General features: G+C 70.8%; 27 protein-coding genes. 14 read left to right on the top strand and 13 right to left on the bottom strand.

Translation table 11 applies throughout. The features are described 5' to 3' along the window. Positions 1-132: 132 nt before the first annotated feature. Positions 133-2037, top strand: coding sequence for a 5'-nucleotidase C-terminal domain-containing protein (locus B378_RS0108665; RefSeq protein ID WP_026046232.1), 1905 nt, complete (start codon positions 133-135; stop codon positions 2035-2037). 54 nt (positions 2038-2091) lie between these two features. Here B378_RS0108665 and B378_RS0108660 read toward each other — a convergent pair whose 3' ends face one another. Next, the gene (locus B378_RS0108660; RefSeq protein ID WP_017343410.1) at positions 2092-2574 is read right to left on the bottom strand and encodes a hypothetical protein; all 483 of its coding nucleotides are present in this window, start codon (positions 2572-2574) and stop codon (positions 2092-2094) included. 278 nt (positions 2575-2852) lie between these two features. Between B378_RS0108660 and B378_RS0108655 the strand changes: the two genes are divergently transcribed. The 3 genes from B378_RS0108655 to B378_RS0108645 all read left to right on the top strand — a co-directional run bounded on the left by B378_RS0108655 (position 2853) and on the right by B378_RS0108645 (position 5624). Continuing rightward, complete coding sequence (locus B378_RS0108655; protein WP_026046231.1) at positions 2853-4784, top strand: aldehyde ferredoxin oxidoreductase family protein; 1932 nt, start codon at positions 2853-2855, stop codon at positions 4782-4784. Between the two features lie 94 nt (positions 4785-4878). Continuing rightward, on the top strand, positions 4879-5217 hold the full coding sequence (locus tag B378_RS0108650; protein WP_017343408.1) for a hypothetical protein: 339 nt from the start codon (positions 4879-4881) through the stop codon (positions 5215-5217). 38 nt (positions 5218-5255) lie between these two features. Then, positions 5256-5624 carry a hypothetical protein gene (locus tag B378_RS0108645; RefSeq protein WP_017343407.1) on the top strand — a complete coding sequence of 123 codons (369 nt, stop codon included), beginning with the start codon at positions 5256-5258 and terminating at the stop codon, positions 5622-5624. A gap of 40 nt (positions 5625-5664) precedes the next feature. On the opposite strand, the gene B378_RS0108640 is transcribed toward B378_RS0108645, so the two are convergent. Genes B378_RS0108640 through B378_RS0108625 form a run of 4 tightly spaced genes read right to left on the bottom strand, consistent with a single transcriptional unit; the run spans position 5665 to position 8138 of the window. Beyond that, positions 5665-6021 carry an AzlD domain-containing protein gene (locus tag B378_RS0108640; protein ID WP_026046230.1) on the bottom strand — a complete coding sequence of 119 codons (357 nt, stop codon included), beginning with the start codon at positions 6019-6021 and terminating at the stop codon, positions 5665-5667. Continuing rightward, complete coding sequence (locus B378_RS0108635; protein WP_017343405.1) at positions 6018-6707, bottom strand: AzlC family ABC transporter permease; 690 nt, start codon at positions 6705-6707, stop codon at positions 6018-6020. Before B378_RS0108635 ends, B378_RS0108640 begins: the two co-directional genes overlap by 4 nt. Before the next feature lies 1 nt (position 6708). Then, positions 6709-7551, bottom strand: a complete 843-nt coding sequence (locus tag B378_RS0108630; protein WP_017343404.1) for an RNA methyltransferase — start codon at positions 7549-7551, stop codon at positions 6709-6711. Next, positions 7548-8138: a hypothetical protein gene (locus tag B378_RS0108625; protein ID WP_017343403.1), complete on the bottom strand. Its 591-nt coding sequence runs from the start codon at positions 8136-8138 to the stop codon at positions 7548-7550. Before B378_RS0108625 ends, B378_RS0108630 begins: the two co-directional genes overlap by 4 nt. A 114-nt stretch (positions 8139-8252) precedes the next feature. Here B378_RS0108625 and B378_RS0108620 point away from each other — a divergent pair, with 114 nt between their 5' ends. Further along, a complete protein-coding gene (locus B378_RS0108620; RefSeq protein WP_017343402.1) occupies positions 8253-8810 on the top strand; it encodes a DUF192 domain-containing protein in 558 nt (185 codons plus the stop codon). A gap of 9 nt (positions 8811-8819) precedes the next feature. Here B378_RS0108620 and B378_RS0108615 read toward each other — a convergent pair whose 3' ends face one another. After that, positions 8820-9050, bottom strand: coding sequence for a hypothetical protein (locus B378_RS0108615; RefSeq protein WP_017343401.1), 231 nt, complete (start codon positions 9048-9050; stop codon positions 8820-8822). Positions 9051-9261: 211 nt separating this feature from the next. Between B378_RS0108615 and B378_RS0108610 the strand changes: the two genes are divergently transcribed. After that, positions 9262-10545, top strand: coding sequence for a dihydropteroate synthase (locus tag B378_RS0108610; RefSeq protein WP_017343400.1), 1284 nt, complete (start codon positions 9262-9264; stop codon positions 10543-10545). A 162-nt stretch (positions 10546-10707) separates the two neighbouring features. Further along, positions 10708-11418 carry a 6-hydroxymethylpterin diphosphokinase MptE-like protein gene (locus B378_RS0108605; RefSeq protein ID WP_017343399.1) on the top strand — a complete coding sequence of 237 codons (711 nt, stop codon included), beginning with the start codon at positions 10708-10710 and terminating at the stop codon, positions 11416-11418. On the opposite strand, the gene B378_RS0108600 is transcribed toward B378_RS0108605, so the two are convergent. Beyond that, positions 11415-12200: a creatininase family protein gene (locus B378_RS0108600; protein WP_017343398.1), complete on the bottom strand. Its 786-nt coding sequence runs from the start codon at positions 12198-12200 to the stop codon at positions 11415-11417. The two genes, B378_RS0108605 and B378_RS0108600, sit on opposite strands and share 4 nt — an antisense overlap. A gap of 167 nt (positions 12201-12367) precedes the next feature. Between B378_RS0108600 and B378_RS0108595 the strand changes: the two genes are divergently transcribed. From B378_RS0108595 to B378_RS0108580, 4 genes are all read left to right on the top strand, one after another. After that, positions 12368-12790 (top strand): nascent polypeptide-associated complex protein, encoded by a 423-nt coding sequence (locus B378_RS0108595; RefSeq protein WP_017343397.1) that lies wholly within the window; start codon positions 12368-12370, stop codon positions 12788-12790. After that, positions 12787-13527, top strand: coding sequence for a methyltransferase domain-containing protein (locus B378_RS0108590; RefSeq protein ID WP_017343396.1), 741 nt, complete (start codon positions 12787-12789; stop codon positions 13525-13527). Before B378_RS0108595 ends, B378_RS0108590 begins: the two co-directional genes overlap by 4 nt. A 129-nt stretch (positions 13528-13656) precedes the next feature. Further along, positions 13657-14715, top strand: a complete 1059-nt coding sequence (locus B378_RS0108585) for a DUF5821 family protein (protein WP_017343395.1) — start codon at positions 13657-13659, stop codon at positions 14713-14715. A gap of 35 nt (positions 14716-14750) precedes the next feature. After that, positions 14751-15872, top strand: coding sequence for a pyridoxal phosphate-dependent aminotransferase (locus tag B378_RS0108580; RefSeq protein WP_017343394.1), 1122 nt, complete (start codon positions 14751-14753; stop codon positions 15870-15872). Positions 15873-15896: 24 nt separating this feature from the next. Here the strand turns inward: B378_RS0108580 and B378_RS0108575 are convergent, their stop codons facing one another. After that, positions 15897-16910 (bottom strand): hypothetical protein, encoded by a 1014-nt coding sequence (locus B378_RS0108575; protein WP_017343393.1) that lies wholly within the window; start codon positions 16908-16910, stop codon positions 15897-15899. Positions 16911-17089: 179 nt separating this feature from the next. Here B378_RS0108575 and B378_RS0108570 point away from each other — a divergent pair, with 179 nt between their 5' ends. Both B378_RS0108570 and B378_RS0108565 read left to right on the top strand, forming a co-directional pair. Further along, positions 17090-18292 (top strand): methionine adenosyltransferase, encoded by a 1203-nt coding sequence (locus B378_RS0108570; RefSeq protein ID WP_017343392.1) that lies wholly within the window; start codon positions 17090-17092, stop codon positions 18290-18292. A gap of 73 nt (positions 18293-18365) precedes the next feature. Beyond that, positions 18366-18818, top strand: a complete 453-nt coding sequence (locus B378_RS0108565) for a DUF5804 family protein (RefSeq protein ID WP_017343391.1) — start codon at positions 18366-18368, stop codon at positions 18816-18818. Positions 18819-18840: 22 nt separating this feature from the next. On the opposite strand, the gene B378_RS0108560 is transcribed toward B378_RS0108565, so the two are convergent. The 3 genes from B378_RS0108560 to B378_RS0108550 all read right to left on the bottom strand — a co-directional run bounded on the left by B378_RS0108560 (position 18841) and on the right by B378_RS0108550 (position 21877). Then, positions 18841-19386 (bottom strand): hypothetical protein, encoded by a 546-nt coding sequence (locus B378_RS0108560; RefSeq protein ID WP_017343390.1) that lies wholly within the window; start codon positions 19384-19386, stop codon positions 18841-18843. A 1-nt stretch (position 19387) separates the two neighbouring features. Continuing rightward, the gene (locus B378_RS0108555; protein WP_017343389.1) at positions 19388-20572 is read right to left on the bottom strand and encodes a glycosyl transferase family 2; all 1185 of its coding nucleotides are present in this window, start codon (positions 20570-20572) and stop codon (positions 19388-19390) included. Between the two features lie 120 nt (positions 20573-20692). Then, a complete protein-coding gene (locus B378_RS0108550) occupies positions 20693-21877 on the bottom strand; it encodes a CynX/NimT family MFS transporter (protein ID WP_017343388.1) in 1185 nt (394 codons plus the stop codon). Between the two features lie 172 nt (positions 21878-22049). Here B378_RS0108550 and B378_RS17065 point away from each other — a divergent pair, with 172 nt between their 5' ends. Next, a complete protein-coding gene (locus B378_RS17065; RefSeq protein ID WP_004595617.1) occupies positions 22050-22220 on the top strand; it encodes an HVO_0758 family zinc finger protein in 171 nt (56 codons plus the stop codon). A 69-nt stretch (positions 22221-22289) separates the two neighbouring features. Here B378_RS17065 and B378_RS0108540 read toward each other — a convergent pair whose 3' ends face one another. Together B378_RS0108540 and B378_RS0108535 are read right to left on the bottom strand one after the other, a co-directional pair. Further along, positions 22290-23648 carry a hypothetical protein gene (locus B378_RS0108540; RefSeq protein ID WP_017343387.1) on the bottom strand — a complete coding sequence of 453 codons (1359 nt, stop codon included), beginning with the start codon at positions 23646-23648 and terminating at the stop codon, positions 22290-22292. Then, positions 23645-24304 carry a hypothetical protein gene (locus B378_RS0108535; protein ID WP_017343386.1) on the bottom strand — a complete coding sequence of 220 codons (660 nt, stop codon included), beginning with the start codon at positions 24302-24304 and terminating at the stop codon, positions 23645-23647. The genes B378_RS0108540 and B378_RS0108535 overlap by 4 nt, the downstream gene beginning before the upstream one ends. Positions 24305-24385: the final 81 nt, after the last annotated feature.

Raw genomic sequence — 24385 nt, 5'->3', positions numbered from 1 at the left:
GGATCGATGGTTCGAGTAGCGTTGTAAAAAGTCCCGTCAATATAAATATATACTAATCTATAGAAAGATTTTATAAACACCGCTAAGTGGAAGAAATTGATGTCACGAGAGCGTGACTACGGACGGCGTGACGTGCTGCGAGCGGGTGGTATCGTACTCGGCGGGTCGCTCGTTTCCGGGTCGGCGACGGCCGCTGACGGCGACGGGTCGACGACGCTGACGCTTCTGTCGTACAACGACATTCAGACCGCGGCCGCGGAGGACAAGAAGTTCCCGCGGTTAGTGACGCTCATCGAACAGCGCCGGGCGGCGGCCGACGGCCCCGTCGTCGTGGTCGGCGGCGGCGACGAGGTGGGACCGCACGCGCTCAGCCCGATCTCGCAGTGGCGCGCGCCGGTGGACGTCCTCAACAAGGTCGGGCCGGACGCCGACGTGATCGGCAACCACGAGTTCGACTACGGCTTCGACGCCATCTCGAACGTCACGGAAGACTCCGAGTTCCCGTGGCTCGCCACGAACCTCGTCGACAGCGAGACGGGCGAGGCGTTCGACGGCACCGAGTCGGAGCGGATCGTCGAGCGCGGCGGCGTCAAGGTCGGCCTCATCGGCCTCGCCGACGAGGGCGCGACGACCGGGAAGACGAACATCGACTTCGAGGCGGAGGGCGTCACTATCGAGGACTTCACCGAGACCGGCCCCGCCGAGGCGAAGCGGCTCAAGGAAGAGGAGGACGTTGACGCCGTCGTCGCGCTCGCGCACACCGGGATCGACGACGCGGAGAACCTCGCCGAGGCCGACGCGGACGACGATATCGACGTCGTGGTCGTCGGCGACGACGAGCAGTTCTACCCGCCCGAGGCGGTCGACGGGTCGATCATCTCCGAGGCGCGAGCCCGCGCGGCCTACCTCAGCGAGATCGAACTGACGATCGAGGGCGGCGAGGTGACCGCGTTTGACGGGCAGTTGATCGAGGTCACCGACGACATCGAGAAGGACCCGACCGCGTCGAGCATCATCAACGACTACCGCGCGGACGTGGGGCTCGACGAGGTGATCGTGGAGGCCGAGACGCCGCTCGACGCGACGTTCGGCTCGAACTACCACCGCGAGACCGGCTACGGCAACCTGATCACGGACGCGATGCGCGACCGCGCCGAGGCCGACGTCGCGATCACGAACGCGGGCGGTATCCGCTCGGACTCGGTGTACGGACCCGGCGAGATCACCGGCGGCGACATCTTCAACACGCTGCCGTTCCCGAACACGCTCGTCACGGTCGAGCTGACGGGCGAGGAGCTGGTCGAGACCTTAGCGAGCCAGATCGTTACGCTGGAGAGCGGCACCGGACAGGACCTCGGCGAGGAGATCTCTCAACAGACCAGCGGCGTGCGCTTCGAGTGGGTCCCCCACGAGGGCGTCGACGAGCAGATTCGGGACGTGCGCGTCGGCGGTGAGCCGCTCGACCCCGACGGGACCTACGATGTCGCCGTCAACAGCTTCATGGCCAACGGCGGGAGCGGCTACCCGCTCGAAGACAAGCCCGTGATCGAGGCGACCGACGAGCTGCTGGTGACGCTCGTCGTCGACTACCTGCGAGAGCGCGACACCGTCGCGCCGGAGCCCGAGGGTCGGGCGCAGCGCGTCGACCGCGACCTCCCCGACGCGTCGGTCACCGTCGACGGGAACGGCAAGGTCGTCACCCAGTTCGACGCGCCCGACGATGTCCAGTCGGTCGCCGACGACACCGTCGCCGTGTGGACGCCCGACGGCGAGCACGTCGACGCGGAGCACGTCGCCTTCGGCGAGGGAGACGAGACCCTCGTCGTCCGCCTCGACGACGGCGACCTCGCGGACACGATCGAAGACGCGGACGACGGCGACGAAGTCTCGCTTAACCTCTACGCCGAGTACGAGTCGAGCGAGTACGACCACGTTTACTTCGAGCGCTCGCGGCTGAACGCCGACGTGGCGGCGACCGTGCGACGTCGGGGTCGCGGCGCTTCCGGACGCGGCCGCGCCGCTCCGCCCGGGCGCTGACGCCGACGACGCGCCCGGTTCAGCGGCACTCCCGGCTCGCCGACGTCGGAGGGATCAACGCTCGGCCTCGCGGTCGTTCGCCGACGCCGGCCCGCGGCCACGAACGACCGCGACCGCCGCTCCGATCACCGCGCCGCCCGCGTTGACGGCGGCGTCGCCCCACGCGAACGAGCGCCACGGGATCGGCGCCTGGACGAGTTCGATCCCGAACCCGAACGCGACCGCGACGGCCGCCGCGAGGAGCGGGCCAAGCCGGAACTCCAGAGTCACCGGAACGAGCAGGGCGGCGAGCACAGCGTAGCCGACGAGGTGAAACGGATCGGTGAGACCGATTCCGGCGGGGAGGACGTCGAGGGCGCCGGCGAGCGCGCCGCCGCCTCCGCCGGACGACGACGGAACCGGAACCACCGATCCGACGAACACGACGAGCGCGAACGCGAGCGCCCTCGTTCGGTCGCGGGCGGTCAGCTCCGGGGCGCGGGCGGTCGGCTCCGGGCCGCGTCCGGTCGCCCGCGGCCGCTCGTCTCGGTCGGTCACGGTCGCGCTTCGTCTCGCCGCTAATTATGGGCTGCGGCTTCGGGAGATTCGGCTACTGACCCGTGATACCGACCGAAACCGGTCGTTCACACCACGACGTTGCCGAGCGATGTGTGTTGTTCACACACCGCCGCTGTCTCCGAATATTTCCGCGGCGGACGGGCGCTTTATTTATAAACATCGGCCGGACGACACGCCCCGTTCCGTAACCGGTACTAGTTGCGTTCAGAGGTGAACAACTAACACGCTGTGGGCCCACTATAATGAACGAGCATTACATGACTGAAATGGGCGGCTACAGAGACCGTGTGGCACAGGTCGATCTCGGCGGTGGCGAGGTCAGCTACCGCGGGATCGACGACGAGGACGCGGAGAAGTACATCGGCGCGCGCGGGCTCGGCGTCAAGTACGTCTTCGATAAGGGTCCCGACGTGGACCCGCTCGGACCGGAGAACCGACTGGCGTTCATGACGGGGCCGCTGACGGGTACCCAGACCGTGATGAGCGGTCGGATCGCCTTGGTGACGAAGTCCCCGCTGACGGGGACGGTCACCGACTCGCACCACGGCGGCTGGTCCGGCGCGCGGCTCAAGTGGGCCGGGCTCGACGGCATCCTGCTCGACGGCGCGAGCGACGAGCCGGTCTACCTGTTCGTCGAGGACGGCGACGTGGAGGTACGCGACGCCTCCCACCTCTGGGGCCAGGGCGTCCACGACACGATCGACCAGCTCGGCGAGGAGGTCGACGGGAAGGTCGGCCGCGACGTCTCCGTGATGGCGATCGGCCAGGGCGGCGAGAACGAGGTGCGCTACGGCTGCGTCATCAACGAGGACGACCGCGCCTCGGGCCGCGGCGGCACCGGCGCCGTGATGGGCTCGAAGAACGTGAAGGCGGTCGTCGTGAAGTCGGGCACCGACATGCCCAAGCCCGCCGACCCGGAGACCTTCCAGGAGGGCTACCAGCAGGCGATGGAGGTCATCCGCGAGTCCGACGTCACCGCGCCCAACGAGGGCGGGCTCTCGATGTACGGGACGAACGTCCTGATGAACGCGACCGAGGAGATGGACGGGCTCCCGACGAAGAACGCGCAGCACACCTCCACGGAGGCGTACAGCGAGACCGACGGCATCGACGTGCAGGCCGAGCGCGTCTCCGGCGAGAACGTCCGCGAGAACATCCTCGTCGACGAGCCGACCTGTCACTCCTGTCCGGTGGCGTGTAAGAAGGAGGTCGAGGTCGACGTGACCCACAAGGGCGAGGACCTGAACGTCCGCATGGAGTCGTACGAGTACGAGTCCGCGTGGGCACTCGGCCCGAACTCCGGCCACGACGACCGCGACGAGATCGCGGTCATGCTCGACCGGTGTAACGACCTCGGCATCGACACCATCGAGACGGGCAACATGATGGCGATGGCGATGGAGATGAGCGAGGAGGGCAAACTGGAGGGCGTCGGCCACCTCGACTGGGGCGACTCCGAGACGATGATCGACCTCATCGAGGAGATCGGCCACCGCTCCAGCGACCTCGGCGACCTCCTCGCGGAGGGCCCCGAGCGCGTCGCCGACGCGAAGGACGCGCACGGCAACAAGCTCTCCGTCAAGGGCCAGACGATGGCCGCCTACGACCCGCGCTGCATGAAGGGCATGGGGATCGCGTACGCGACCTCCAACCGCGGCGCCTGCCACCTGCGCGGGTACACGCCGGCCGCCGAGATCCTCGGCATCCCGGAGAAGGTCGACCCGTACGAGTGGGAGGGGAAAGGCGAGCTCACCGCCACCTTCCAGGACCTCCACGCGGTGTCGGACTCGTTCGACATCTGTAAGTTCAGCGCGTTCGCGGAGGGAATCGAGGAGTACGTGCTCCAGTACAACGGCATGACCGGCCGCGACCTCTCGGAGGACGAGCTGTTCGAGGCCGGCGAGCGCGTGTACAACCTCGAACGCTACTTCAACAACCTCGCCGGCTTCGACGGCGCGGACGACACGCTGCCGAACCGGTTCATCGAGGGGCACCCGGACGCCATTCCCGGCACGGGCGCCAGCGAGGGCGAACTCGTCGAACTCGACCAGCTGAAGGCCGAGTACTACGAGACCCGCGACTGGGTCGACGGCGTCGTCCCCGACGAGAAGCTCGAGGAGCTCGGCATCGACATCGGCCCCGGAACCGGCGTTTCCGCCGGCGACTCCGCGGCACCGGCCGACGACTGAGCGAGACCGCACCGCGAACGCGGTCCGCTCCGCGCTCGCGGTCCGCCCGCACGGTCCGGTTATTTTTAAGTGAATTCCGGCGGTAGCGCCGTCCATGGCGCACGACCCGCTCTCGCCCTCCGAAGCCCTCCGCACGCCGATCGGTGCCGTCCTCGCGTCCGTGAGTCTCCTCGTGTTCGTGTACTCGATCCTGATCGTCGGACAGATCCTGTTCGGCGTCTGGGTCGTCCTCGTGCTCGCCGCGGGGCCGTACCTCTCGTACCGGCTGCTCGCCGCGCTCGATTCGCTGGCCGACGGCGCGCAGCGGATCGCCGACGCCCGCGAGCGCGAGGTCCGAGGCGACGACGGGGCGCGGTTCGACCGCCCCGTCGACCGCGACGCCTCTGAGACGCGCGAGCGGTCCGGGGAGCGCGCGACCGAGCGCGAGCGCTGACGCGACCGTTTATCTCCCCTCGCCACGACCGGACGGGCATGAACTGGCGACTCGTCGCGACGGTGGGCGTCGGAGTGACCGCGTTCCTGGTCGCGGCCGCTGGCGTCACGGAACTGCTCGGGGCGTCGATCGAGTTCTCCGCGCTCGTCGGGCTCCCGGTCGGGGTCCTCGTCGGCGCCGCGTCCGCGGCCGCGACGCGGCTCCGACTCTGGAAGAATCCGGGCGCTCGCCCCGCGCTGCTCGGCGTCGCCGCGGTCGGCCACGCCGTCCTCGCCCTCGCGGCCGCCTCGTACGCGATCTCGTCGGTCCGGGGCTTCGTAACCGTCGAGCGCGCGCTCGTCATCGCCCTCCTCGTCGGCGTCGTCGTCTTCGCGCTCGCGAGGCGCAGCCCGGACCGGTTCGACTGACTCGGGCCAGTTTCTCCGGTCCGGAGTCGCTTCGCGCCCCTCACGCGAACACGACGAACCGGAAGAGCCACAGCGTGACCATCCCGGTCGCGATGGTCGCGAACACGTTCTCCGTCCGCCACGCGACGGCGCCGGCGACGGCGCCCGCGATCAGCCGCTCGTCGAGGAGGGTCGCGGCGACAGAGGGGCGCAGCGTCACGAGGTCGGGGAGGACGAGCGCCGCGAGGACGGCCGGGGGGACGTACCGCAGCGGCCGCTGAACGCGCGTCGGGACCCCGTCGATCCGCCCGAACAGGTGGATGAAGGAGAGCCGAATCCCGTAGGTGACGACGCCGATGACGACGATGGCGACCCAAGCGCGCGGCGAGGCGACGACCCCGGCGAGCGCGTCGGTCACGACGCCGTCACCTCCGTCACCAGGCCGGCCGCGATCCCGCACAGCGCGCCGACGAGCAGTCCGAGGTTGAGCGGGAGCCCGGCCGCGACCACCGCGACCGTGCCGCCCGCGACGCCCGCGACGGTGGTCGGCCGGTCCTTCATCGCGGGGACGAGGAGCGCGAGGAAGACGAGCGGCACCGCGAACGTGAGGCCCCACGCGTCGGGGACGCCGGCGCCGAGGACGACGCCGGCGACCGTCCCAATCTGCCAGACGATCCACAGCGACGCGGCCGCGCCGAGGTAGTAGCGCCACCGGCTGCGGTCCGGGTTCTCGTCGAACTCGGCGACCGAGAGCGCGTACGCCTGGTCGGTGAGCAGGTACGCGAGTCCCGCGCGGAGGCGACGCCCGTAGTCGGCGAAGTGCGGCGCGATGGAGGCCGAGTACATCAGCATCCGGAGGTTGATCACGACCGCCGTGCCGACGACGACCGCGAGGGGCGCGTTCTCGCCGAGCAGCTCCAGCGCCGCCAGCTGCGAGGCGCCCGCGAACACGATCACGGACATCCCGACCGCCTCTGCGAGGCCGAGCCCGGCGTCGACCGTCGCGATGCCGGCGACGAGCGCGAACGGCGCGATGCCTAACATTAGCGGCGAGACGTCCCGCACGCCGGCTAACAGGTCCTCGTCGAGAACGGAGCGGGCCACGCTATTGGTCCGTTGGGTACGGCGGCTCGTCGTACTTCGCCGCGAGGTGGTCGGCGTGCTCTAACTTCGCGTTCGCCTTCCGGAAGGTGCCGAGCAGCGAGTGGATCTCGCGCTCGGTCGGGTGCGCGCGGCCGAGCAGGCGGCGCACGAGCAGCGCGTTCTTCTCGCGGACGTGGTCGCGCTGGCCGGTCGCCGCGAGGAACTCGTCGAAGAACTCGTGGAAGCGCTCGACGTCGGCCTCGGGGGCGCGGGTCACCTCCGTGTCGGGCAGTTGCGTCTCGTCGACGGTGAGGTCGCGGAGCTCGTACAAGAGCACGGTCGCGGCCTGCCCGAGGTTCAGGACCGGGTAGTCGTCGTCGGCCGGGATCGAACACACCTCGTCGAGCCGCGAGAGCTCCTCGTTGTTGAGCCCGCGCCCCTCGCGGCCAAAGACGATGGCGGTGGGCGCGTCGACCGTCTTCAGCGACTCGCGCAGTTCGGCGGGCGTCTTGAACGGGAAGCGCTCGTGGCTGCGGTCGTCCTCGCCGGTGATCGCGGTGGTGCCGACCGTGTGGTAGTTCGCGACGACCTCGTCGAAGGTGACCTCCTCCGCGTTCGGGAGCACGTCCTCGCGCGCGTGGCCGGCGAAGCCGTACGCCTCGCCGTCCTCCTCTATCTCCGGCGGGTCCACGAGCTTGAGGTCGGAGAGCCCGAAGTTCTTCATCGCTCGCGCGATGGTGCCGACGTTGCCCGGCGTCTCGGGCTCGACGACGACGACGACGGGCTTCCGGCGGCCGCCGCCGGAGTCGTCGCTCCCCTCGTCGGTCGCGGTCGCGCTCACCTCGCTTCCCTCGCCGCCGCTCATCGGTCCGACGGGTAGTCGGCCGAGAGGTCGATGTCGGAGTCCGCGAGCTCCGCTTCGGAGATATCCTCGCCGTCGCGCTCCTCCTGGCCGGCGAGTTCGAGGATGTCGATCCGCTCGCCCTCGAAGTCTTCCTCCAGTCGCTCTTGGACCTCCTGCTGGTCCGGCAGGTCCGGCAGCCCGTCGGGGTCTTCATCGACGTGCTCGACGGAGGCGTACCCCTCGGGGGCCTCGTTGCCGGCGGCGACCCACTCGTGGAAGCGGTCGGCGAACTCGACCGACCCCTTGTACTCGCTGCCGCCTTCCTCGCGGAACCAGTAGAGCAGGTCCGGTTCGTGTTCGGGGCAGAGGAGCACCTCGCCCTCCGGCTCTCCGTACACGATCTCCGCCTGGTTACAGCGGTTGATCTCCTCTTCGCCGTAGTCGAGGTAACAGACGTCGCAGGGCTCCTCGACGAGGCTGACGAGCCGCACGAGTCGCTCCCGGGGATCTTCCGGAATCTCGTCGAGGGGCTTCAGTTCCTCGTCGTCGGTGAATATCTCGTCCTCCTCGAAGCGCCATCCGCGGAGGCCGATGCTCACTTTCGCCATGTCGTAGGCTACGCTCCGGCGGCGATAAAAGCGCGTCCTTCCCGGCACGAAGCCGGTCGCTCCGCCGTCCGGCGAAACCGGCTTTTTAAATCTACGAATCACTTCGGTGTGTGTATGAGACGCCGTCGCCTTCTCCGAGTGACTGCCGTTGCGACCGCGGGTGCCGCGGCTGGCTGTCTCGGGGGCGGGAACGTGGGGAACGACGGCAGCGATTCGGGCGAAGACGATACGGGTGACGGAACCAACGGTGATATCGAGTGGCCCAGCGAACCGTACGCAGACTACGAGACGACGACCGTAACCGTCGAGAGTCCGGACGGCGAGGCTCGCGGCTCGGTGACCGCCGCGATCGCGGATTCCGGCCCTAAGCGTCGGCTCGGCCTCAGCGACGCCGAGGCGCTGCCCGAGGACGGCGGGATGCTGTTCGTCTACGACGCGCCCCTACAGAGCCTGACGTACGTGATGCGTCGGATGAGCTTCGGCATCGACATCGTCTTCGTCGACGGCGATCGGGAGATCGTCCGGATCCACAACGCGCCCGAACCGGGACCGAACGAGGACGGCGAGGAGCAACAGTATGACGGATCCGGCCAGTACGTGCTCGAGGTCCCCTACGAGTGGACCGACCGCCACGGCGTCGAGGTTGGCGACTCGCTGGCGTTCGACCTCTGATCGCGCGTCTCAGCGAGGTCGTTCGGTCGCGGTCGCGTCGAGCGCGCTCAGATCCGAGCCACGGGCGACGCTCACCGCGAGGACGACGCCCATGACCGCGAACAGCGCCACGACCGCGAGGGCGAAGACGCCGACGCCGACCGCGACGAGGAGTTGACTCCCGAGGAGTTCGGCCCCTATCGTCGTGAGCAGGGCGGCCAACGCGAGTCCGAGCAGTCGATTCTCTGATTTCGAGTACATGCTTCAGATACGTTCTCGACGGCATTAAGACGTGTCCGACGACTGCCGTCGTGTCTCATACTGACACGTCTCGCGACGTTTTCGGGGGAATCTACGGACTGTCTCCGACCGACGCTCGGGCGTCGCCCTGCGCCGACCATCACTTGGTCGTCCTGCCTCGACGCCGGCGGTCACTCCCCCAGTTTATGTCGCTCGCGCCCGTGTTGATCGTATGCGAAACGTGGACGCCGCGGGGCTGGGGATCGGCGACGACCACCCGCCCCGGATCATGGGCGTGCTCAACGTCTCGGAGGAGTCGCCGTACGACCCCAGCGTGTACGACGACCCGGGAGAGGCCGCCGCGTACGTCGACGACGAGCTGATCGGCGAGGGCGCCGACATCGTCGACGTCGGCCTCGAATCGGCCAACAAGGACCTCGACGTGCTCTCGGCCGAACAGGAGCTCGATCGGCTCGACACCGCGGTGGAGACGTTGGAGTCGACTTCCGGCGACGCCGTCTGGTCGATCGAGACGCGCTACCACGAGGTCGCCGACGAGGCACTCTCGCGCGGCTTCGACATGGTCAACGACATCTGCGGCTTCGCCGACCCGGAGATGCCCCGCGTCTGCCGCGAACACGACGCCGCCGTCTCGAAGATGGCCTCTCCCCCCGACTTAGAGCGGCCGGGCGCCGTCGAAGACGTCGACGACATCTACGAGGCGCTCTCGATGAACGGCTTCACGGACAAGACCATCCTCGACCCCGCGTTCGGCGGCTGGTCGGAGGCGAAGACCCACGACGACGACCGCGAGACGTTCCACCGGCTGCGCGAGTTCCGCGGCTACGGCCGCCCCCTGCTCGTCTCGATCAACCGCAAGAGCTTCCTGAAGACCATCGCCGGCCGCAGCACCGAGGAGGCGCTCCCGGTCTCGCTCGCCGCCACGTCGATGGCGGTCGAGCGCGGCGCCCACGTGATTCGCACCCACGACGTGGCAGAGACGCGCGACGCCGCCTTGGTCGGCGCCGAGTTCGCTCGCGACCGCCACAGCTCCGGCGGCGACTCCGACGCCGTGAGCGTCGAGGAGCTCGACGTGACGACGGTCCGCGAGGCCGAGCGCCACCTCGACCGGATCGGCGCGGCGGGGGCGAGGCAGGGCGACCGCGACGCGGCCGGCAACGCGGTCGTCCGCACCTACGAGCTCTCCGGCCTCGACGACGCGGCGGTCGGCGCCCTGCGCGCCGCGACCGTGGGCGGCGACGCGAGCGGCGCCGCGTTCGCGCTGGGCGATCCGAACCGCGCTGAGGCGCCGTCGCCCCCGTCGGCGACCGACGGCGGCACCGGCGGCTCAGCCGGTCCAGCGGGCGACGGCTCCCCCGACGACGGCCCCGCGAGCGGCCGCCGCGGACTCCTGATCGGGACGCCCGCCGCGATCGAGTCGGTCAGAGAGGCCGTATCAGGCGTCTCCGACCCGCTCGACGCCGCGATCGACGAGATCGCCCGCGACGTGAATTAAGAGAAAGTTTATGCCCTCGTGTAGACAACCGATCGACCGGACGCCGGAGGGGCACGCGGGTAGGGGTACTCTGTGCCACTCCGGTCCATACCATAATTCGCCCGGCGAGCGGCGGCGCCGTTCTGCGCCCGGCGCGACGGTTTCCCGGAGCGTGGTCCGCCCGTGAACTTCGACACCTTCGAGCCCGTCTACGAGGCGATCCTCGCCGACTTCGGGTTCGATCGGACGGGCGACGAACGCGCCCGCGACGTCGCCGCCGACCTCGCGACGCCGTTCCCGCTCGACCGCCTCGGCGACTGGGAAGGGGAAACGGTCGCCGTCGCGGGCGCGGCGCCGTGCCTCGCCGACGAGGTCGCGCTCGCCCGCGACGCCGACGTCGTCGTCGCGGCCTCGACCGCCGCCGACGTCCTCGTCGACCGCGGCGTCGCCGTCGACTGTATGGTGACCGACCTCGACAAGAACCCGGAGACGGCGGCCGAACTGACCCGCGAGGGCGTGCCCGTCGCAGCCCACGCCCACGGTGACAACCTCCCCGCGGTCCACGAGTGGCTCCCGCGGTTCGCGGACGAGTGGACGCTGGCGACGACGCAGGCGGCCCCGGTCGGCCCGGTCCGGAACGTCGGCGGGTTCACCGACGGCGACCGCGCCGCGTTCCTCGCCGACCACGTCGGCGCCGGCGAACTGGTCTTCCCCGGGTGGAACTTCGACGACCCGGACGTCGATCCGATGAAGGCCCGGAAGCTCGATTGGGCCGCCCGCCTGCTGCGCTGGCTCGAACGCCGTCGCGGCGAGGAGTTCGATATTCTGGACGGCCGGCGGGAGGCGGCCGACGCCGCGCTCCGGGAGGCCCTCGGCGACCGGTTCGACGACTAAGTCGACTCCCGCTCGACTCGGGGCTCGGGGAACAGCTCCGCCTCGTCGCGGTCGCCGATCCACTCCGCTAACTGGACGAGCTGGTCCGCAGCCGCCTCGAACAGGCGCTCGCTCTTCTCCGGCGTCACGTCGGTCGGGTCGCCGAACGCGCCGTTCGCGGAGTTGTCGACCGAGTCGTAGAACGTCCGGGCGCCGTGGACCATCGTCTCTGCGCTCTCAAGGTCGACGAGGCCGCCGTCGCGGGCGTCTTCGAGCCGGTCCTCGCGGACGAGCTCGGGCGCGAGGTGGGTGATCATCGCGGTCTCCTTCGGCCCGGCGTGCGGGCCGTTGCGCTCGAAGAGGTCGTCGACCAGCTCCGGGATCGACTCGTCCCACATCCACTCGACGGCGTAGGCGACCTCGTCCTCGTGGAGGCGGCGGCCGACCTCCCGGAGGTGCTGGACGTTGCCGCCGTGGGCGTTGACGAACACCACGCGGTCGATCCCGTGGTACGCGAGGTTCCGCGAGAACGACTCGACGTAGTCGCGGAACTCCGGCGGGTCGACCCACATCGTCCCCGGGAACTGCCGGTGGTGCGGGCTGACGCCGACGTTGATCGTGGGCGTCCGGAACGCGTCCGATCGCTCGGCGGCCGCCGTCGCGAGCCCCTCGGCGATCAGGTGGTCGGTCGCCAGCGGCAGGTGCGGGCCGTGCTGTTCGGTCGAGCCGAGCGGGACGAGCGCGACGGAGCCGGGGTCGAGCGCGTCGCCCAGTTCCGGCCAAGTGTGGTCCGCGAGGTACATACCTCCGCCTCGCGCGCGACACGTATCAACCCAGCCGTCTCGGTCGAGTTCGCCGCGATCGGGCGGAGCGGATCCTTCCGGCATCGAGCGCGCCGGTCCTCGCCGCCGCGCCGACTCTGCGCCCCGTGTCGACACCCTTTTTGTGTCGTCCGGCCGAACCGAGGACCATGTTCGGAGGCGGCGGCATGAACCCGCGGAAGATGAAACAGATGATGAAACAGATGGGGATCGACGTCGAGGAGCTCGACGCCGAGCGGGTCGTCATCGAGACGGCCGACGGCGACGACCTCGTCTTCGACGGCGCCCAGGTCACCAAGATGGACGCCCAAGGGCAGGAGACCTACCAGATCGTCGGCTCGCCCGACGCGGTGGCCGACGCGGGCGCCGGCGGCGCGACCGCGGTCGAGGGGGACGAGGCGGACGACCCCGCGCTCGACGACGCTGACGACGCGGACGACGGCGACGACGGCATTCCGGAGGAGGACGTGAAACTGGTCGCCCAGCAGGCGGGCGTCTCGAAGGAGGCCGCCCGCGAGGCGCTGGAGGCGGCCAACGGCGAGCCCGCGCGAGCGATCGCCGACCTGCAGTGACGGACGCCGCGTACCTGCTCGTCCACGAGGACCGTGAGTACCTGCTGGAGCCCGGCGAGGAGTTCGGCACCGACCTCGGCGTGATCGAGGTCCCCGAAGACGTCGCGGCCGGCGACGAGGTCGAGACCCACCTCGGTACCGCCTTCGAGGTCCGCGCGCTCCGCGGTCCCGACCTCTTCAACCACCTCGAACGCACCGGCGCGCCGATGATGCCCCGCGACGTGGGGCTCGTGATGGGTCACACCGGCGCGTCAGGCGGCGACCGCGTCCTCGACGCCGGCACTGGCACGGGGATCCTCGCGGCGTACCTCGGCCGGGCCGGCGCCGACGTGACGACCTACGAGGTCGACGCCGAGTTCGCCGAGGTTGCCCGCGACAACATGCGGACCGCTGGCGTCGCCGACCGCGTCGAGGTCCGGACCGGCGACCTCACCGACGAGTTAGACGACCTCGCCGACGCGGAGCCGTTCGACGTGCTCACGCTCGACACCGGCGACGCCCCCGCCGTCGTCGAGCGCGCGGACGACCTGCTCGCGCCCGGCGGTCGCCTCGCCGTCTACTCCCCGTTCGTCGAGGGGACCCGCGAGGCCGCCCTCGCGGCCCGGGAGGCCGGCTTCGCCGAGGTCGAGACGCTGGAGACGATCCAGCGCGAGATGGACTTCTCCGACCGCGGCTCGCGCCCCTCCACCGCCGGCGTGGGCCACACGGGGTACCTCGTGTTCGGGCGGGCGCCCTGAGTTCGGCGTTCACGACACCTCTCTCCCGTCGATTTCCCCCGTCGCCCTCACTCCCAGCGCTCTCCTCCCCCAGCGGCGCCCCCGTGATCGGCGCAATGCTCATTCGGATCGCGGTCGTCACCGATCGGTGTGACCGCGGACGACGCCGGAGCCGAGACCGACGCTGGCGCCGCCAGCGACGACGCCGCGGCGGCGACCGACGGGTCCGTGGCCGCGAGCGACGACCTCGGCGGGACATCCGAGGTCGCAGACGTCCTCCCGCGTCCCGCCGACACGCTCGCCGAAGCGGTCGAGGCCGCGCTGGCGGGGCGGTCCGCCGTCGTCGCGGTCGGCGTCCCGATACGACTGCTCCCGGCGGTGCTGGCGGCCCGCGAACGGTCGTCGGGCCCGCCGTGGCGGATCGCGTGCCGCCCCGGCGTCGTCGACGCGCTCTCACGCGCGCTCGTCCTCGGCACCGCGGTCGCCGAGGCGGTCGAGAACGACGAGATACGGGTCCGGACCGGCGAGCCGCTCGGGCACGGGACGGGCGGGACGCTTTTCGCGAGCCCGGACCGCGTCGACGCCGTGGTCGGCCCCCGCGGGGACCGCACGCTCGCGGCGACTGCGGTCGACACCGATTCGGCGGCGGCCGACACCGACCCAAAGGCAGTCGACGGCGCCCGCACGACGGCCGAGGCGCGGTACGACGCGGCGTCGCCGGCGACCGTCGAGATGCCCTCGCGGACTCGGCTGCTCGCCGACGCGCGCGAGGTCCTCGACGACCGGTTCGCGGACGACCTGGAAGCCCTGCTGGCGTCGCTCGAACCCGGCGAGTTCGGCCGTACGACCGAGGTGCCGGACCGAACGCTCCTCGTCGCGCTCGCGGCGCGACACGACCACCTCTTCCGGGATCTGCGGACGTGGGTCGGGACCGATGGCGTCGGGATCGCCCCGGCACAGGAGTTCACCGGCGACCGGCAGGCCCTCGTCGATCGGGAGCTGATCGAGTCGATCAAGGTGCCGATGGGGCCGGGGCGGCCGATGCTCCGCCTCCGCGCGGTCGACGACGCGCTGTTGCGCGCCCGCGCCGAGGAGGTGCCGAGCGTCCTCCGGGGACGGTTCGCGCTGCCGACCGACGCGGACGGGCGGATTCGAGAGGACGCGAGCCGCGAGGGGCGGCGGCCGGTCTGGGAGCGGCGTCGGTGGTGACAAGAACTAACCCGCGGCGGCGCTCCCTCACTGGTATGACGACGTTCTCCGACAGGGTCGAGCGGATCTCGATAAGCGGGATCCGCGAGGTGTTCGAGGCGGCCGGCGACGACGCGATCAACCTCGGGTTAGGTCAGCCCGACTTCCCGACGCCGGACCACGCCCGGCGAGCGGCGGTCGACGCCATCGAGTCCGGGAAGGCGGACGCGTACACCGAGAACAAAGGCACCCGGTCGCTGCGGGAGGCGATCGCCGAGAAGCACCGCGCGGATCAGGGGATCGACCTCGACCCCGGGAACGTCATCGCGACCGCGGGCGGCAGCGAGGCGCTTCACGTCGCCCTCGAAGCCCACGTCGACGCCGGCGACGAGGTGTTGATCCCGGACCCGGGATTCGTCTCCTACGACGCCCTGACGAAGCTGACCGGCGGCGAGCCGGTCCCCGTGCCGCTCCGCGACGACCTCACGATCGACCCGGCCGCGATCGAGGCGGCCATCACCGAGGACACGGCGGCGTTCGTCGTGAACTCCCCCGGCAACCCCACGGGCGCGGTCTCCTCCGAGGAAGACGTGCGCGAGTTCGCGCGCATCGCCGACGAGCACGACGTGCTCTGTATCTCCGACGAGGTGTACGAGTACACCGTCTTCGACGGCGAGCATCACTCGCCGATCGAATTCGCGGAGACGGACAACGTCGTGGTCGTCAACTCCGCCTCGAAACTGTTCTCGATGACGGGCTGGCGGCTCGGGTGGGTGTACGGACCCGAGGAGCGCGTCGAGCGCATGCTCCGCGTCCACCAGTACGCGCAGGCGTGCGCCTCGGCGCCGGCGCAGTACGCCGCGGAGGCCGCGCTGCGCGGCGACCGCGACGTCGTCGACGAGATGACCGCCTCCTTCGAGCGCCGCCGCGACATCCTCCTCGACGGCTTCGACGACATCGGGATCGACTGCCCGACGCCGCAGGGGGCGTTCTACGCGATGCCGCGCGTGCCCGACGGGTTCGTCGACGAGTGTCTCGACCGCGGCGTGGTCGTCGTCCCCGGCGAGGCGTTCGGCGAGGGCGGCGCCGGCCACGCGCGCATCTCGTACGCGACCGACGAGGACGAACTGCGCGAGGCGCTCGACGTGATGGCCGAGGCGTACGCGGCGGTCCGCTGAGGCGGCCGCGAAACGCCGGGTCCCTCAGTTACCCTCTTCGTCCAAAATTCGGAGGTAGCGCTCGTAGTAGTCGTCGCCGTACCGGATCATCTCCTCTCTGTCCTCACCGACGCCGGCGTCTTTCCGAACGTTCCCGTCGATGAAGGGCCGCGCGTCGATCGCGCGGAGCAGCTCGACGTACGCGTCGGAGTACGGGTGCGTCTCGGCGTACTCCTCCATATCCGCCTGCTCGACGATCCGCCGAGATTCCGCGGACAGGTCGTCCGGCGCGACTCTGGGTCCGACGAACGTCGCTCGGAGGATCGCCTCCATCCGCTCCGGGCTCTCGGCGACCGCCTCCGCGATCGGCCGGTACACAGCCTCGTGGAACCGCTCCCGTTCGATCTCGACCCGGTAGGTGGAGTCTCGGTAGGCGACGCGTTTGGGGCCGCCGTCCGCGAGCAGCGCGCTCTCCGCGCGGGCGGTCTCGTTGCGGTACGCGTAGCCGCCGCGTTCGACCAGTCCGACGGGGTAGCCGCCCGCGTCTCCGCGGGATCGGGCCGCAAAGTGGGCGATGTGGACCGCACGCTGGTCGGCCTGCGGCAGGTCCCCCTCCTCGCCGCCGTCGACCGCCGACTCGCCGCCGTCGTCGCTCCCGGACCCCTCGTCGTCGACGTCGAAGAGTCGGAGGACCGGGTAGGTCTCGGCGACCTCGTCGACGACGACGGAGCCGAGCCGGTGGTAGGTCCCGTCACGGAGGACGTACGCCGGGTCGTCGGGGCTCGCGAAGAACGGCTTCCGGTGCTGGGTCGTGTACGACTCGCCGGCCAGAACCGCGTTGAGGGCCGCCTCGTCCCACTCCTCGGGCGGGTCGTCGCGGCTGTGAACGTAGCGGTCGCGCAGCGACCCGTCGACCCGCGAGAGTGAGAGCCTGAGCTCCGGTCCGTCGGCCGCGTCGCCGTCGCTCTCGGTTCCGAGACAGCCGGCCGCGGCGGCGCCGATTCCGCCCGCGAGCGCGCCGACGAGGAGGCGACGACGAGAGGATGCGAGTTCGTCCATACGGACCGTACAGACAGGCGACTGAAAGGTATTGCCGAGACGCAAACGCTGGCTTGAGTCACCGGGATCGACGCCGACGGAGTGGGTCCGTCGACGCGGTTATAAATTACTCTTAGTTATTCGATGTCCGCGAAGAGTTTCCGCAAGTTATACCGTCGCCCGCGGCGTATCCGGCGGTAATGGACCGGAACATACAGGTCAGCCGCCTCGACCGGCAGGCGGTCGAGGATCAGGAGGTCGAGATCGTCGAGCGAAAGGGGATCGGTCACCCCGACTCTATCTGCGACGGGGTCGCGGAGTCCGTCTCGCGGGCGCTCTCGCAGCTCTACTTGGACCGCGTCGGCAAGGTGCTCCACTACAACACCGACGAGACGCAGTTAGTCGCCGGCCGCGCGGCCCCCGCGTTCGGCGGCGGCGAGGTCGTCGAGCCCATCTACATCCTCATCGTCGGCCGCGCCACGAAGGAGTACGACGGGGAGCAGCTCCCCGTCGACTCAACAGCGCTGGCGGCCGCCCGTGACTACCTCTCCGAGGCGATCCCGGAGTTAGAGTACGGCACCGACGTGGTCGTCGACGTGCGGCTCGGCGAGGGGTCGGGCGACCTCCAGGACGTGTTCGGCGAGGAGACCCAGGAGGTCCCGATGGCCAACGACACCTCCTTCGGCGTCGGCCACGCCCCCCTGACGGAGACGGAGACCATCGTCCACGAGGCCGAGCGCGCGCTCAACACCACGTACCACGACGACCATCCCGAACTCGGCCCCGACGTGAAGATCATGGGGAAACGCGAGGGCGACCGGATCGACATCACCGTCGCCGCCGCGATGGTCGACGCCTACGTCGACGGCCTCGACGAGTACGACGACGCGGTCGCGTCCGTCCGCGAGTACGTCGACGACCTCGCCCGCGAGTACACCGACCGCGAGGTGGGCGTCGATGTCAACACCGCCGACGACTACGACGAGGGCTCCGTCTACCTCACCGTCACCGGCACCTCCGCCGAGCAGGGCGACGACGGCTCGGTCGGCCGCGGCAACCGCGCGAACGGCCTCATCACCCCGAACCGCCCGATGTCGATGGAGGCGACCTCCGGGAAGAACCCCGTCAACCACATCGGGAAGATCTACAACCTCCTCTCGACCCGCGTCGCCGAGTCCGTCACGAGCGAGGTCGACGGCATCCGCGACCTCCAGGTCCGACTGCTCTCGCAGATCGGCCGCCCGATCGACGAGCCCCACGTCGCGGACGCGCAGATCGTCACGGAGGAGGGCGTCGCGCTGGACGACATCGAGGCGGACGTGCTCGACATCGTCGACCGCGAGCTGGCCGACGTGACGGACGTGACCCGCAGCGTCATCGAGGGCGACGTCTCGACGTTCTGAGTCGAGGGTGAACGCCGTACCGCGTCACCCCGCGACCGCAACGGATTTGCGCCGGCCGCTCCGAGACACATTCATGACGCGGGTGTGTCTCCTCGGCGACCCCGACGTGGAGCTCTCCTACGAGCTGCTCTCCCGCGAGACGGCTCGCGACGCGCTCGCCACCTACACGATCGAGGAGCCCTTCGAGAACAGCGTCGCCGTCGACACCGTGAGCCTCGGCGCCGCCGTCTCCCTCCTCAACGACCTCGACTGGTACCTCGTCCGCTTCGTCGCGGAGGCGCTCGTGCTGGAGCCGTCCGTCGCGACCGACGAGTGGCTCTCCCGGGACCTCGCCCGCGAGGTCCGCGACGGCGACGTGCCCCCCGAGGAGACCGACCAGCGCCTGAAGGTGTTCGGGCTCGTCGACGGCCGGCCGGTCGAACCCCTCTTCGTCCGGCGGCGACAGGGCGAGACGCCGGAGTACGACCTCCGCGACGTCGACGAGACCGTGATCGTCCGCGTGAGCGAGTCGGAGTTCTCCGGCTGAGGCGACCGCAGCGCGCCCCGACTCAGCCCTCCTCGTCGACTTCCGCGAGAATCCGCGTCCGAACCGGGTCCACGTCGACCGGCGCCCACGCCTCCACGTCGTAGGTCACGTCCGCGAGCGTCTCCAAGCGGTCGTCGTCGCCCTCGCCTATCGCCTCGACCGCCTCCTCGCGAAGCCGGTCGAGCACCGCGTCCGCGAGCGTCTCGCGGTCGACCTCGCGGTCCGGCACGTCGAGGATGTGCGGCAGGTCCTCCGCCCCCTCCGGGAGCGTCGGGAACGCGGCCGGACCGACCGCGAGGGCGGTCGACTCGTCGGCGGGGTCGGTTTCGGCGTCCGCGACGTCGTCCGCGCCGCCGCCCGAGAGCGCGTCCGCCGGCGCCGGCACGAGCGCGTACTCCGCGACCGCGAGGTCGATGGCGGCGTCGATGGCGTCCTCGTCGACCTCGGTCCGCTGCTTGAACGCCAGCTCCGAGAGCGCGTTCGACAGCTCCGCACGCGTGAGCCAGCCGAAGAGGTCGACGACGCCGGCGAGGTCGTCGCGCGCGGCGACGCTCGGTCCGTCCGCCATCTCAGTCCTCCCCCGGGGCGGGCTCCGCCTGTCCGTCGTCGGTCGGCCGGGCGCCGACGGCGTCGATTCCGCCGGTCGCCCCGTCGCCGCGAACCGCGTCGAGGTCGTCGCGCGCCGCCTCGCGGACCTCGTCGGGGTCGACCGGCGCGTCTTCCCACGCCGGGAGCCGGGTGTCCGGCCCCGGCTCCCCGAGCGCCTCGGCGTACGTCGCCACCTGCGAGCGCTCGTCGGCCGCGTCGTACGAGAGGCCGTTGAACGCGGCGTCGGTCGCGTAGCCGTCGATCAGCGTCTCCGCGGCGTCGCGGTACCGTTCGGCGAGGCCGTCGTAGTCGACGTCGACGCCGGCGTCCTCGACCGCGCGCAGCGTCGCCTCGCCGACCGCCCGGCTCATGTCGGCGAGGCCGGTCGGTCCGTCGACGGAGCGGTGGTCGTGTTCGTACCGACCCAGGTCGACCTGCGCGCTGTCCGCGAAGCCGGCGTGGCCGAACGCCTCGCCGAGCGTCCCGACCTCTAACCCCCAGCCGCGCTGGACGCGGAGCCGCGAGACGAGGTCGCTCGTCGCCGCGAACTCGCCGGCGAGCGCGTAGCGGAACGCGGAGAGGTACTCTAAGACGTCGGGCGTCCGGCCGGGCGCAGCGTCACCGAGCGCGCGGACGAGCGGCCGGAAGAACAGCCTGAACAGCCGCCCGTACAGCGAGCCGTCCTCGACCCGGGCGTAGTACCCCTTCGAGAACCGGTACCCCTGACCCAGCGGGAACAAGAGTCGGTTGACGAACGCCGGCGAGTAGGTCTTCGTGTCGGCGTCGTGGACGACGACGAACTCCTCGTTGAGCGCACGACCTAAGGCGAGCCACACGTCTCGCCCCTTGCCGCGCTCGCCGTCGAGCCCCCGCGCCTCCAGCAGCGACGCGAGCCGGGGGCCGTCGCACCACAGTGTCTCGACGTCGAGGTCGAACTCGCCGAGCCACTCCGCGAACGGGCCGGCGCGGTCGGCGGCGGCCCGCAGCGGGACGATCACGCGGGCCGGGTCGACCGTCTCCAGCGTCGAGAGCACGCGCTCGGCCGCAAGCGTCCCGTACTCGCGCTCGGTCATCGGCACGACGACCGCGGCCCGGTCCGTGGGGGCGTCGGGCCGGTGGTCGGTCAACGCGTGAAGGGTCGTCACGCGTTCCTGAACGTACTCCATTTACCGATCACACGGGAGCGACGCCCAAAACAGGTGCGGTACCACCAACCGGACCGGGACGCTCTTCGCGAGCCCTTGCTTCCCGGGTCCACGCTACCCGGATCCGTCGCCGTTTCCGCGTCACGCCGCCCGCGTCGCGCCCGCCGCGCCGCCGGGGACGCGCCCGAGCCGGTACAGGGCCGCGTACGCGGCGACGAGGACCACTAAGCCGCCCGCGAGCGCGAGGAAGACGGCGTCGTACCCCGCGCCCGCCTCGACCGCCTCGCCGACGACCCACGATCCGGCCGCCTGCGTGGTCATCATTCCGGCCGAGAACATCGCGTACGCCGACGCGCGCGACTCGTCCGGCAGCGACGCCAGCAGGTACGTGTCGCCGGCCGGGAACAGCATGTGAATGGCGAAGCCGACGACGACGCTCGCGGCGATCACCGCGGCGAGCCCCTCCGCGACGACGACGAGGACGACGCCCACGACGAACGAGGAGACGATGCCGAGCAGGTACGGCACGTGCGGGAGCCGGTCCGCGAGGTCGCCGGAGACGAGGAACGCGGGCACGCCGGCGGCGAAGATCACCGTCAGGAGGTTCCGCGCGGTCGCCCGCGGCAGCCCCTTGTCGATCATGTACAGCTCGTAGAAGTTGAACAGGCCCTGCCAGACGAAGCTCGTGAGTCCCATCAGCACGACGCCCGCCGCGATCAGCTTCCACTCGCCGCGGGCGGCCGCGAGGAAGTCCGTGTCGCTCGCGCCGGCGTCGGGGAGGTCGGTCCGCTTCGCGAGCGCGACGAACAGGACCGTGCTGGCCGCCGCCGCGAGCGCGAGCGCGTAGAAGGCGTACCGCCAGTCGTACCACAGCGCGACGGTGACCGCGGGCGCGGCGATGACGGCGGAGAGCTGGCTGGCCATGCCGTGGACGCCCATCACGCGCCCGACGCGCTGCGGGAACAGCTCCGAGATGAACGGGTTCGCGGCGACGAAGTAGACGCCGGAGGCCAGGCCGACCGCGAAGGCGGCGACCATCAGCGCGAGGACGCCGGGGGCGAGCGCGACGCCCAGCGCACCGGCGGTCAGCATCGCGCCGGAGACGACGATCACGCGGCGCCGCGTGAAGCGCGTGAGCGCCCAGCCGGCCGGGAGCCGCGGGGCGGCCGAGCCGAGCCACGCGAGCGTGACGATGAGCCCGGCGGTCCCCTCGCGGATCCCGAACGCGTCGATGAACTCGCCCACGAGGGGGGCGAACACGACCCGCGCGAAATTGACGAGGAAGACCAGCGCGCAAAGCGATCCGAACAGCCTGGTCCGTGACACGGCGGCGATTCCGCGCGCCCGGACACAAGCGTTGCGAAAGCGGCCGCGCTCGGACCTCGAACCGCGATCGTCGGGACGACGCCGGTTTCGGTCCGCCTGACGCCGATTTCGGCCGATCGTCTGACCGATGTCGTACGGGGTTTTTATCCGCCCCGACCCCGAACGGCGGGGTATGAAATCCACGCGCAAGGGGCTCCGCGACGGCGACCTGATGAAGGACACCTACGAGCGGCTGAACTGCGCCGACTGCGAGCAGGTGTTGAAAAAGGAGAACGACCCCGACGAGGTGTTCTCGGTCCGCATCTGCCCGGAGTGCGGCGCGCGGTTCAAGGAGCTTCGCTGAGCGGTCCCCGCTGCCGTCGCCCTCTCTTCTCTCTCCCGCCGCGGTCGATTCGTCCGCGGCCGACCGCGCTCAATTCGACTCGAACGAGTCACTGACCGATTCAGTTACCGTCCGCGCTTCTCCCGTGACCGTCTCGATCCACCGGTACGCGGTGTACGCCTCGACCGTCGACCGCGCGCTTCGGTCGTCCGCCGCGAGCGCCCCGTCCGGCTCCGCGAACAGCGGGAGGAACTGCGTCGCCAGCCACCGGTCCAGCGGGTTCTCGCTCCCCGCGAGCGCCGCCGCCGATTCGATCGCTGCGCTCCGCGCCGCGCCGACCGCGGCCGCGTCGTCGGGGAACATCGCCTCACCGTCCTCGATCCGCGAGGCGAGGGCGTCGAGCCCGCGGAACCGCACGCGCGCGAGGAGTGTCCGCGTGAACGCGGTCGCCGGATGGTCAGGCTGGTAGTCGTCGAGCGGTATCGGGTCGAACCGGAGGTCCTCGAACGTCCGGTAGCGGGCCGTCGAGAGCTGCGAGACGCTCGGCGCGTCCCGCGCGACCGGTCGATCGTCGAGGAACGCCTCGGTCCCGGGGCTCGACCGGAGTCGGTCGGGTTCCCCTCCGTGGAGCTCACGGAGCCGTTCCCCGATCTTGGCGCCCACCCGCTCCGCCTCTCGACGGAGCGGCTCGGCGACTGCTTCCGGATCGGCGAGCGAGCTCCGGTACCGATCGCGGAGGTACCGACCCGCCTCGACCAGCGACTGGACACGCTCGACCTCCCCCACCGACTCGCCGGTCCGGAGCGGGTTCGCTCGCGAGGCGGGGCCCGCGTTCCCGCCGACCAGCGTCCGCCGCCGCGACTCGTCGTACCAGCGCTCGATCGGCCCGTAGACGGCGGCGCCGGCGGAGGGATCCGCCGCGGTCCCCGGCAGCTCGTCCAGCGTCTCGGACGCCCGCTGTAGCACCGTCTCGATGTCGGCGGCCACCGCTTCCGGGTCGCCCTCGACGGTCACGGCCGCCCACGTGCCGACGACGGTCGCGGCGTGGCCGCGCGCCGCGGCGTACCGCTCGGCGGCTCGGAGCGGCGGGAGCGACTCGTCGGGCCCCGGAAGCGCCTCGCGCGCCGCCGCCCGCTCCGTCTCGATCTGCTCTCGGATTTCGCCGTTCGGGAGCCGCTCCTCGGTCAGCGGCTCTGGGATCGGGGAGAGTAGGCGGTCCACCCGGTCGGCGAACGCGCTCTCGACCGCGGGCTCGACGTCGACGGGGACGAGCCGCGGCGGGTTGGGGACCGGCTGATCGAACTCGCGCGGGACGCCCTCGACGTCGAGCGACGGTGGGTCGTCCCAGAACCGCGGTTCTCTCCCCCTCCTGGAGCACCCGACGAGCGAACCGAGCGCAACCGCGCCGGCGGCGGCGAGCGCACCGCGCCGGGTCGTCCGACGCGTCATCCGTCGTCACCCCACGTGTCGATCGCCGTCTCGTTCCCGGGAACTGTCGCGTTCCCGTCGATCACCGCGTACTCGGTGTCCGTCGTGCGACACGGCGAGTGCCCGCTGGCGCCGGTACGGGTAAGCCGAGCGTCGAGGACGGCCGGGAGCCGGAAGAGGAGTGCCAGCGCGACCCGCTCGTCGGCCTCGCACGACTCGTCGGGCGGGCGAAGCTCGCTACAGTACTCGTACTCGACGCGCCCGGGCTGCCAGGACACCGACTCGATGTCGAGCCGCTCACACGACTCGACGCCGGCCGGCGAGACGTACACGGTCTCCGTCTCGTAGTCCGTCTCGTCGAGGAACGACCGGACCCGCTCGCGGTCCGCGTCGGAGACGCCCTCGGCGACCAACAGCTCGTCCGCTCGGTCCGCGCTCGTGACGAGCTCGCGACCGATCCGGGCTGGCTTGTTCTCGTCGTTCGCTTCGCTCCCGTCGAGGAGGACGCTCTCGCCGGACGGGTTCCGCGGCTTCACGACTGTCGGGTCCATCTCCGTGCCTCTCGTCTGCGGTCGGGCGGACTCCGCCTGCGGGTCGCTCGCGCCGGAACAGCCGGCGAGCGCGCCGACGACGCCGAGGGCGGCGCTCCCGAGGAGGGCTCGTCGCGTGGGGGCCATGGAACGGGCTTGGACCGGTTCCGACAAACGCTTTGTGGCGTCCGTCGCCGGTGCCGGATCCGCGGCGTCGTGGTCGACGGG

It is taken from the genome of Halorubrum sp. T3 (assembly GCF_000296615.1).
Lineage (GTDB): Archaea > Halobacteriota > Halobacteria > Halobacteriales > Haloferacaceae > Halorubrum > Halorubrum ruber.
The sequence above is the reverse complement of the archived record's forward strand: the minus strand, read 5'-3'. Positions and strand labels throughout refer to the sequence as shown.

What these genes read in the sequence shown, in the direction of transcription:
- B378_RS0108655 (WP_026046231.1), top strand. Translation starts at nt 2,853, where the DNA reads ATGACTGAAATGGGCGGCTACAGAGACCGTGTGGCACAGGTCGATCTC.
- B378_RS0108650 (WP_017343408.1), top strand. Translation starts at nt 4,879, where the DNA reads ATGGCGCACGACCCGCTCTCGCCCTCCGAAGCCCTCCGCACGCCGATC.
- B378_RS0108645 (WP_017343407.1), top strand. Translation starts at nt 5,256, where the DNA reads ATGAACTGGCGACTCGTCGCGACGGTGGGCGTCGGAGTGACCGCGTTC.
- B378_RS0108630 (WP_017343404.1), bottom strand. Translation starts at nt 7,551, where the DNA reads ATGAGCGGCGGCGAGGGAAGCGAGGTGAGCGCGACCGCGACCGACGAG.
- B378_RS0108625 (WP_017343403.1), bottom strand. Translation starts at nt 8,138, where the DNA reads ATGGCGAAAGTGAGCATCGGCCTCCGCGGATGGCGCTTCGAGGAGGAC.
- B378_RS0108620 (WP_017343402.1), top strand. Translation starts at nt 8,253, where the DNA reads ATGAGACGCCGTCGCCTTCTCCGAGTGACTGCCGTTGCGACCGCGGGT.
- B378_RS0108615 (WP_017343401.1), bottom strand. Translation starts at nt 9,050, where the DNA reads ATGTACTCGAAATCAGAGAATCGACTGCTCGGACTCGCGTTGGCCGCC.
- B378_RS0108610 (WP_017343400.1), top strand. Translation starts at nt 9,262, where the DNA reads ATGCGAAACGTGGACGCCGCGGGGCTGGGGATCGGCGACGACCACCCG.
- B378_RS0108600 (WP_017343398.1), bottom strand. Translation starts at nt 12,200, where the DNA reads ATGTACCTCGCGGACCACACTTGGCCGGAACTGGGCGACGCGCTCGAC.
- B378_RS0108595 (WP_017343397.1), top strand. Translation starts at nt 12,368, where the DNA reads ATGTTCGGAGGCGGCGGCATGAACCCGCGGAAGATGAAACAGATGATG.
- B378_RS0108580 (WP_017343394.1), top strand. Translation starts at nt 14,751, where the DNA reads ATGACGACGTTCTCCGACAGGGTCGAGCGGATCTCGATAAGCGGGATC.
- B378_RS0108575 (WP_017343393.1), bottom strand. Translation starts at nt 16,910, where the DNA reads ATGGACGAACTCGCATCCTCTCGTCGTCGCCTCCTCGTCGGCGCGCTC.
- B378_RS0108570 (WP_017343392.1), top strand. Translation starts at nt 17,090, where the DNA reads ATGGACCGGAACATACAGGTCAGCCGCCTCGACCGGCAGGCGGTCGAG.
- B378_RS0108565 (WP_017343391.1), top strand. Translation starts at nt 18,366, where the DNA reads ATGACGCGGGTGTGTCTCCTCGGCGACCCCGACGTGGAGCTCTCCTAC.
- B378_RS0108560 (WP_017343390.1), bottom strand. Translation starts at nt 19,386, where the DNA reads ATGGCGGACGGACCGAGCGTCGCCGCGCGCGACGACCTCGCCGGCGTC.
- B378_RS0108555 (WP_017343389.1), bottom strand. Translation starts at nt 20,572, where the DNA reads ATGGAGTACGTTCAGGAACGCGTGACGACCCTTCACGCGTTGACCGAC.
- B378_RS17065 (WP_004595617.1), top strand. Translation starts at nt 22,050, where the DNA reads ATGAAATCCACGCGCAAGGGGCTCCGCGACGGCGACCTGATGAAGGAC.
- B378_RS0108540 (WP_017343387.1), bottom strand. Translation starts at nt 23,648, where the DNA reads ATGACGCGTCGGACGACCCGGCGCGGTGCGCTCGCCGCCGCCGGCGCG.
- B378_RS0108535 (WP_017343386.1), bottom strand. Translation starts at nt 24,304, where the DNA reads ATGGCCCCCACGCGACGAGCCCTCCTCGGGAGCGCCGCCCTCGGCGTC.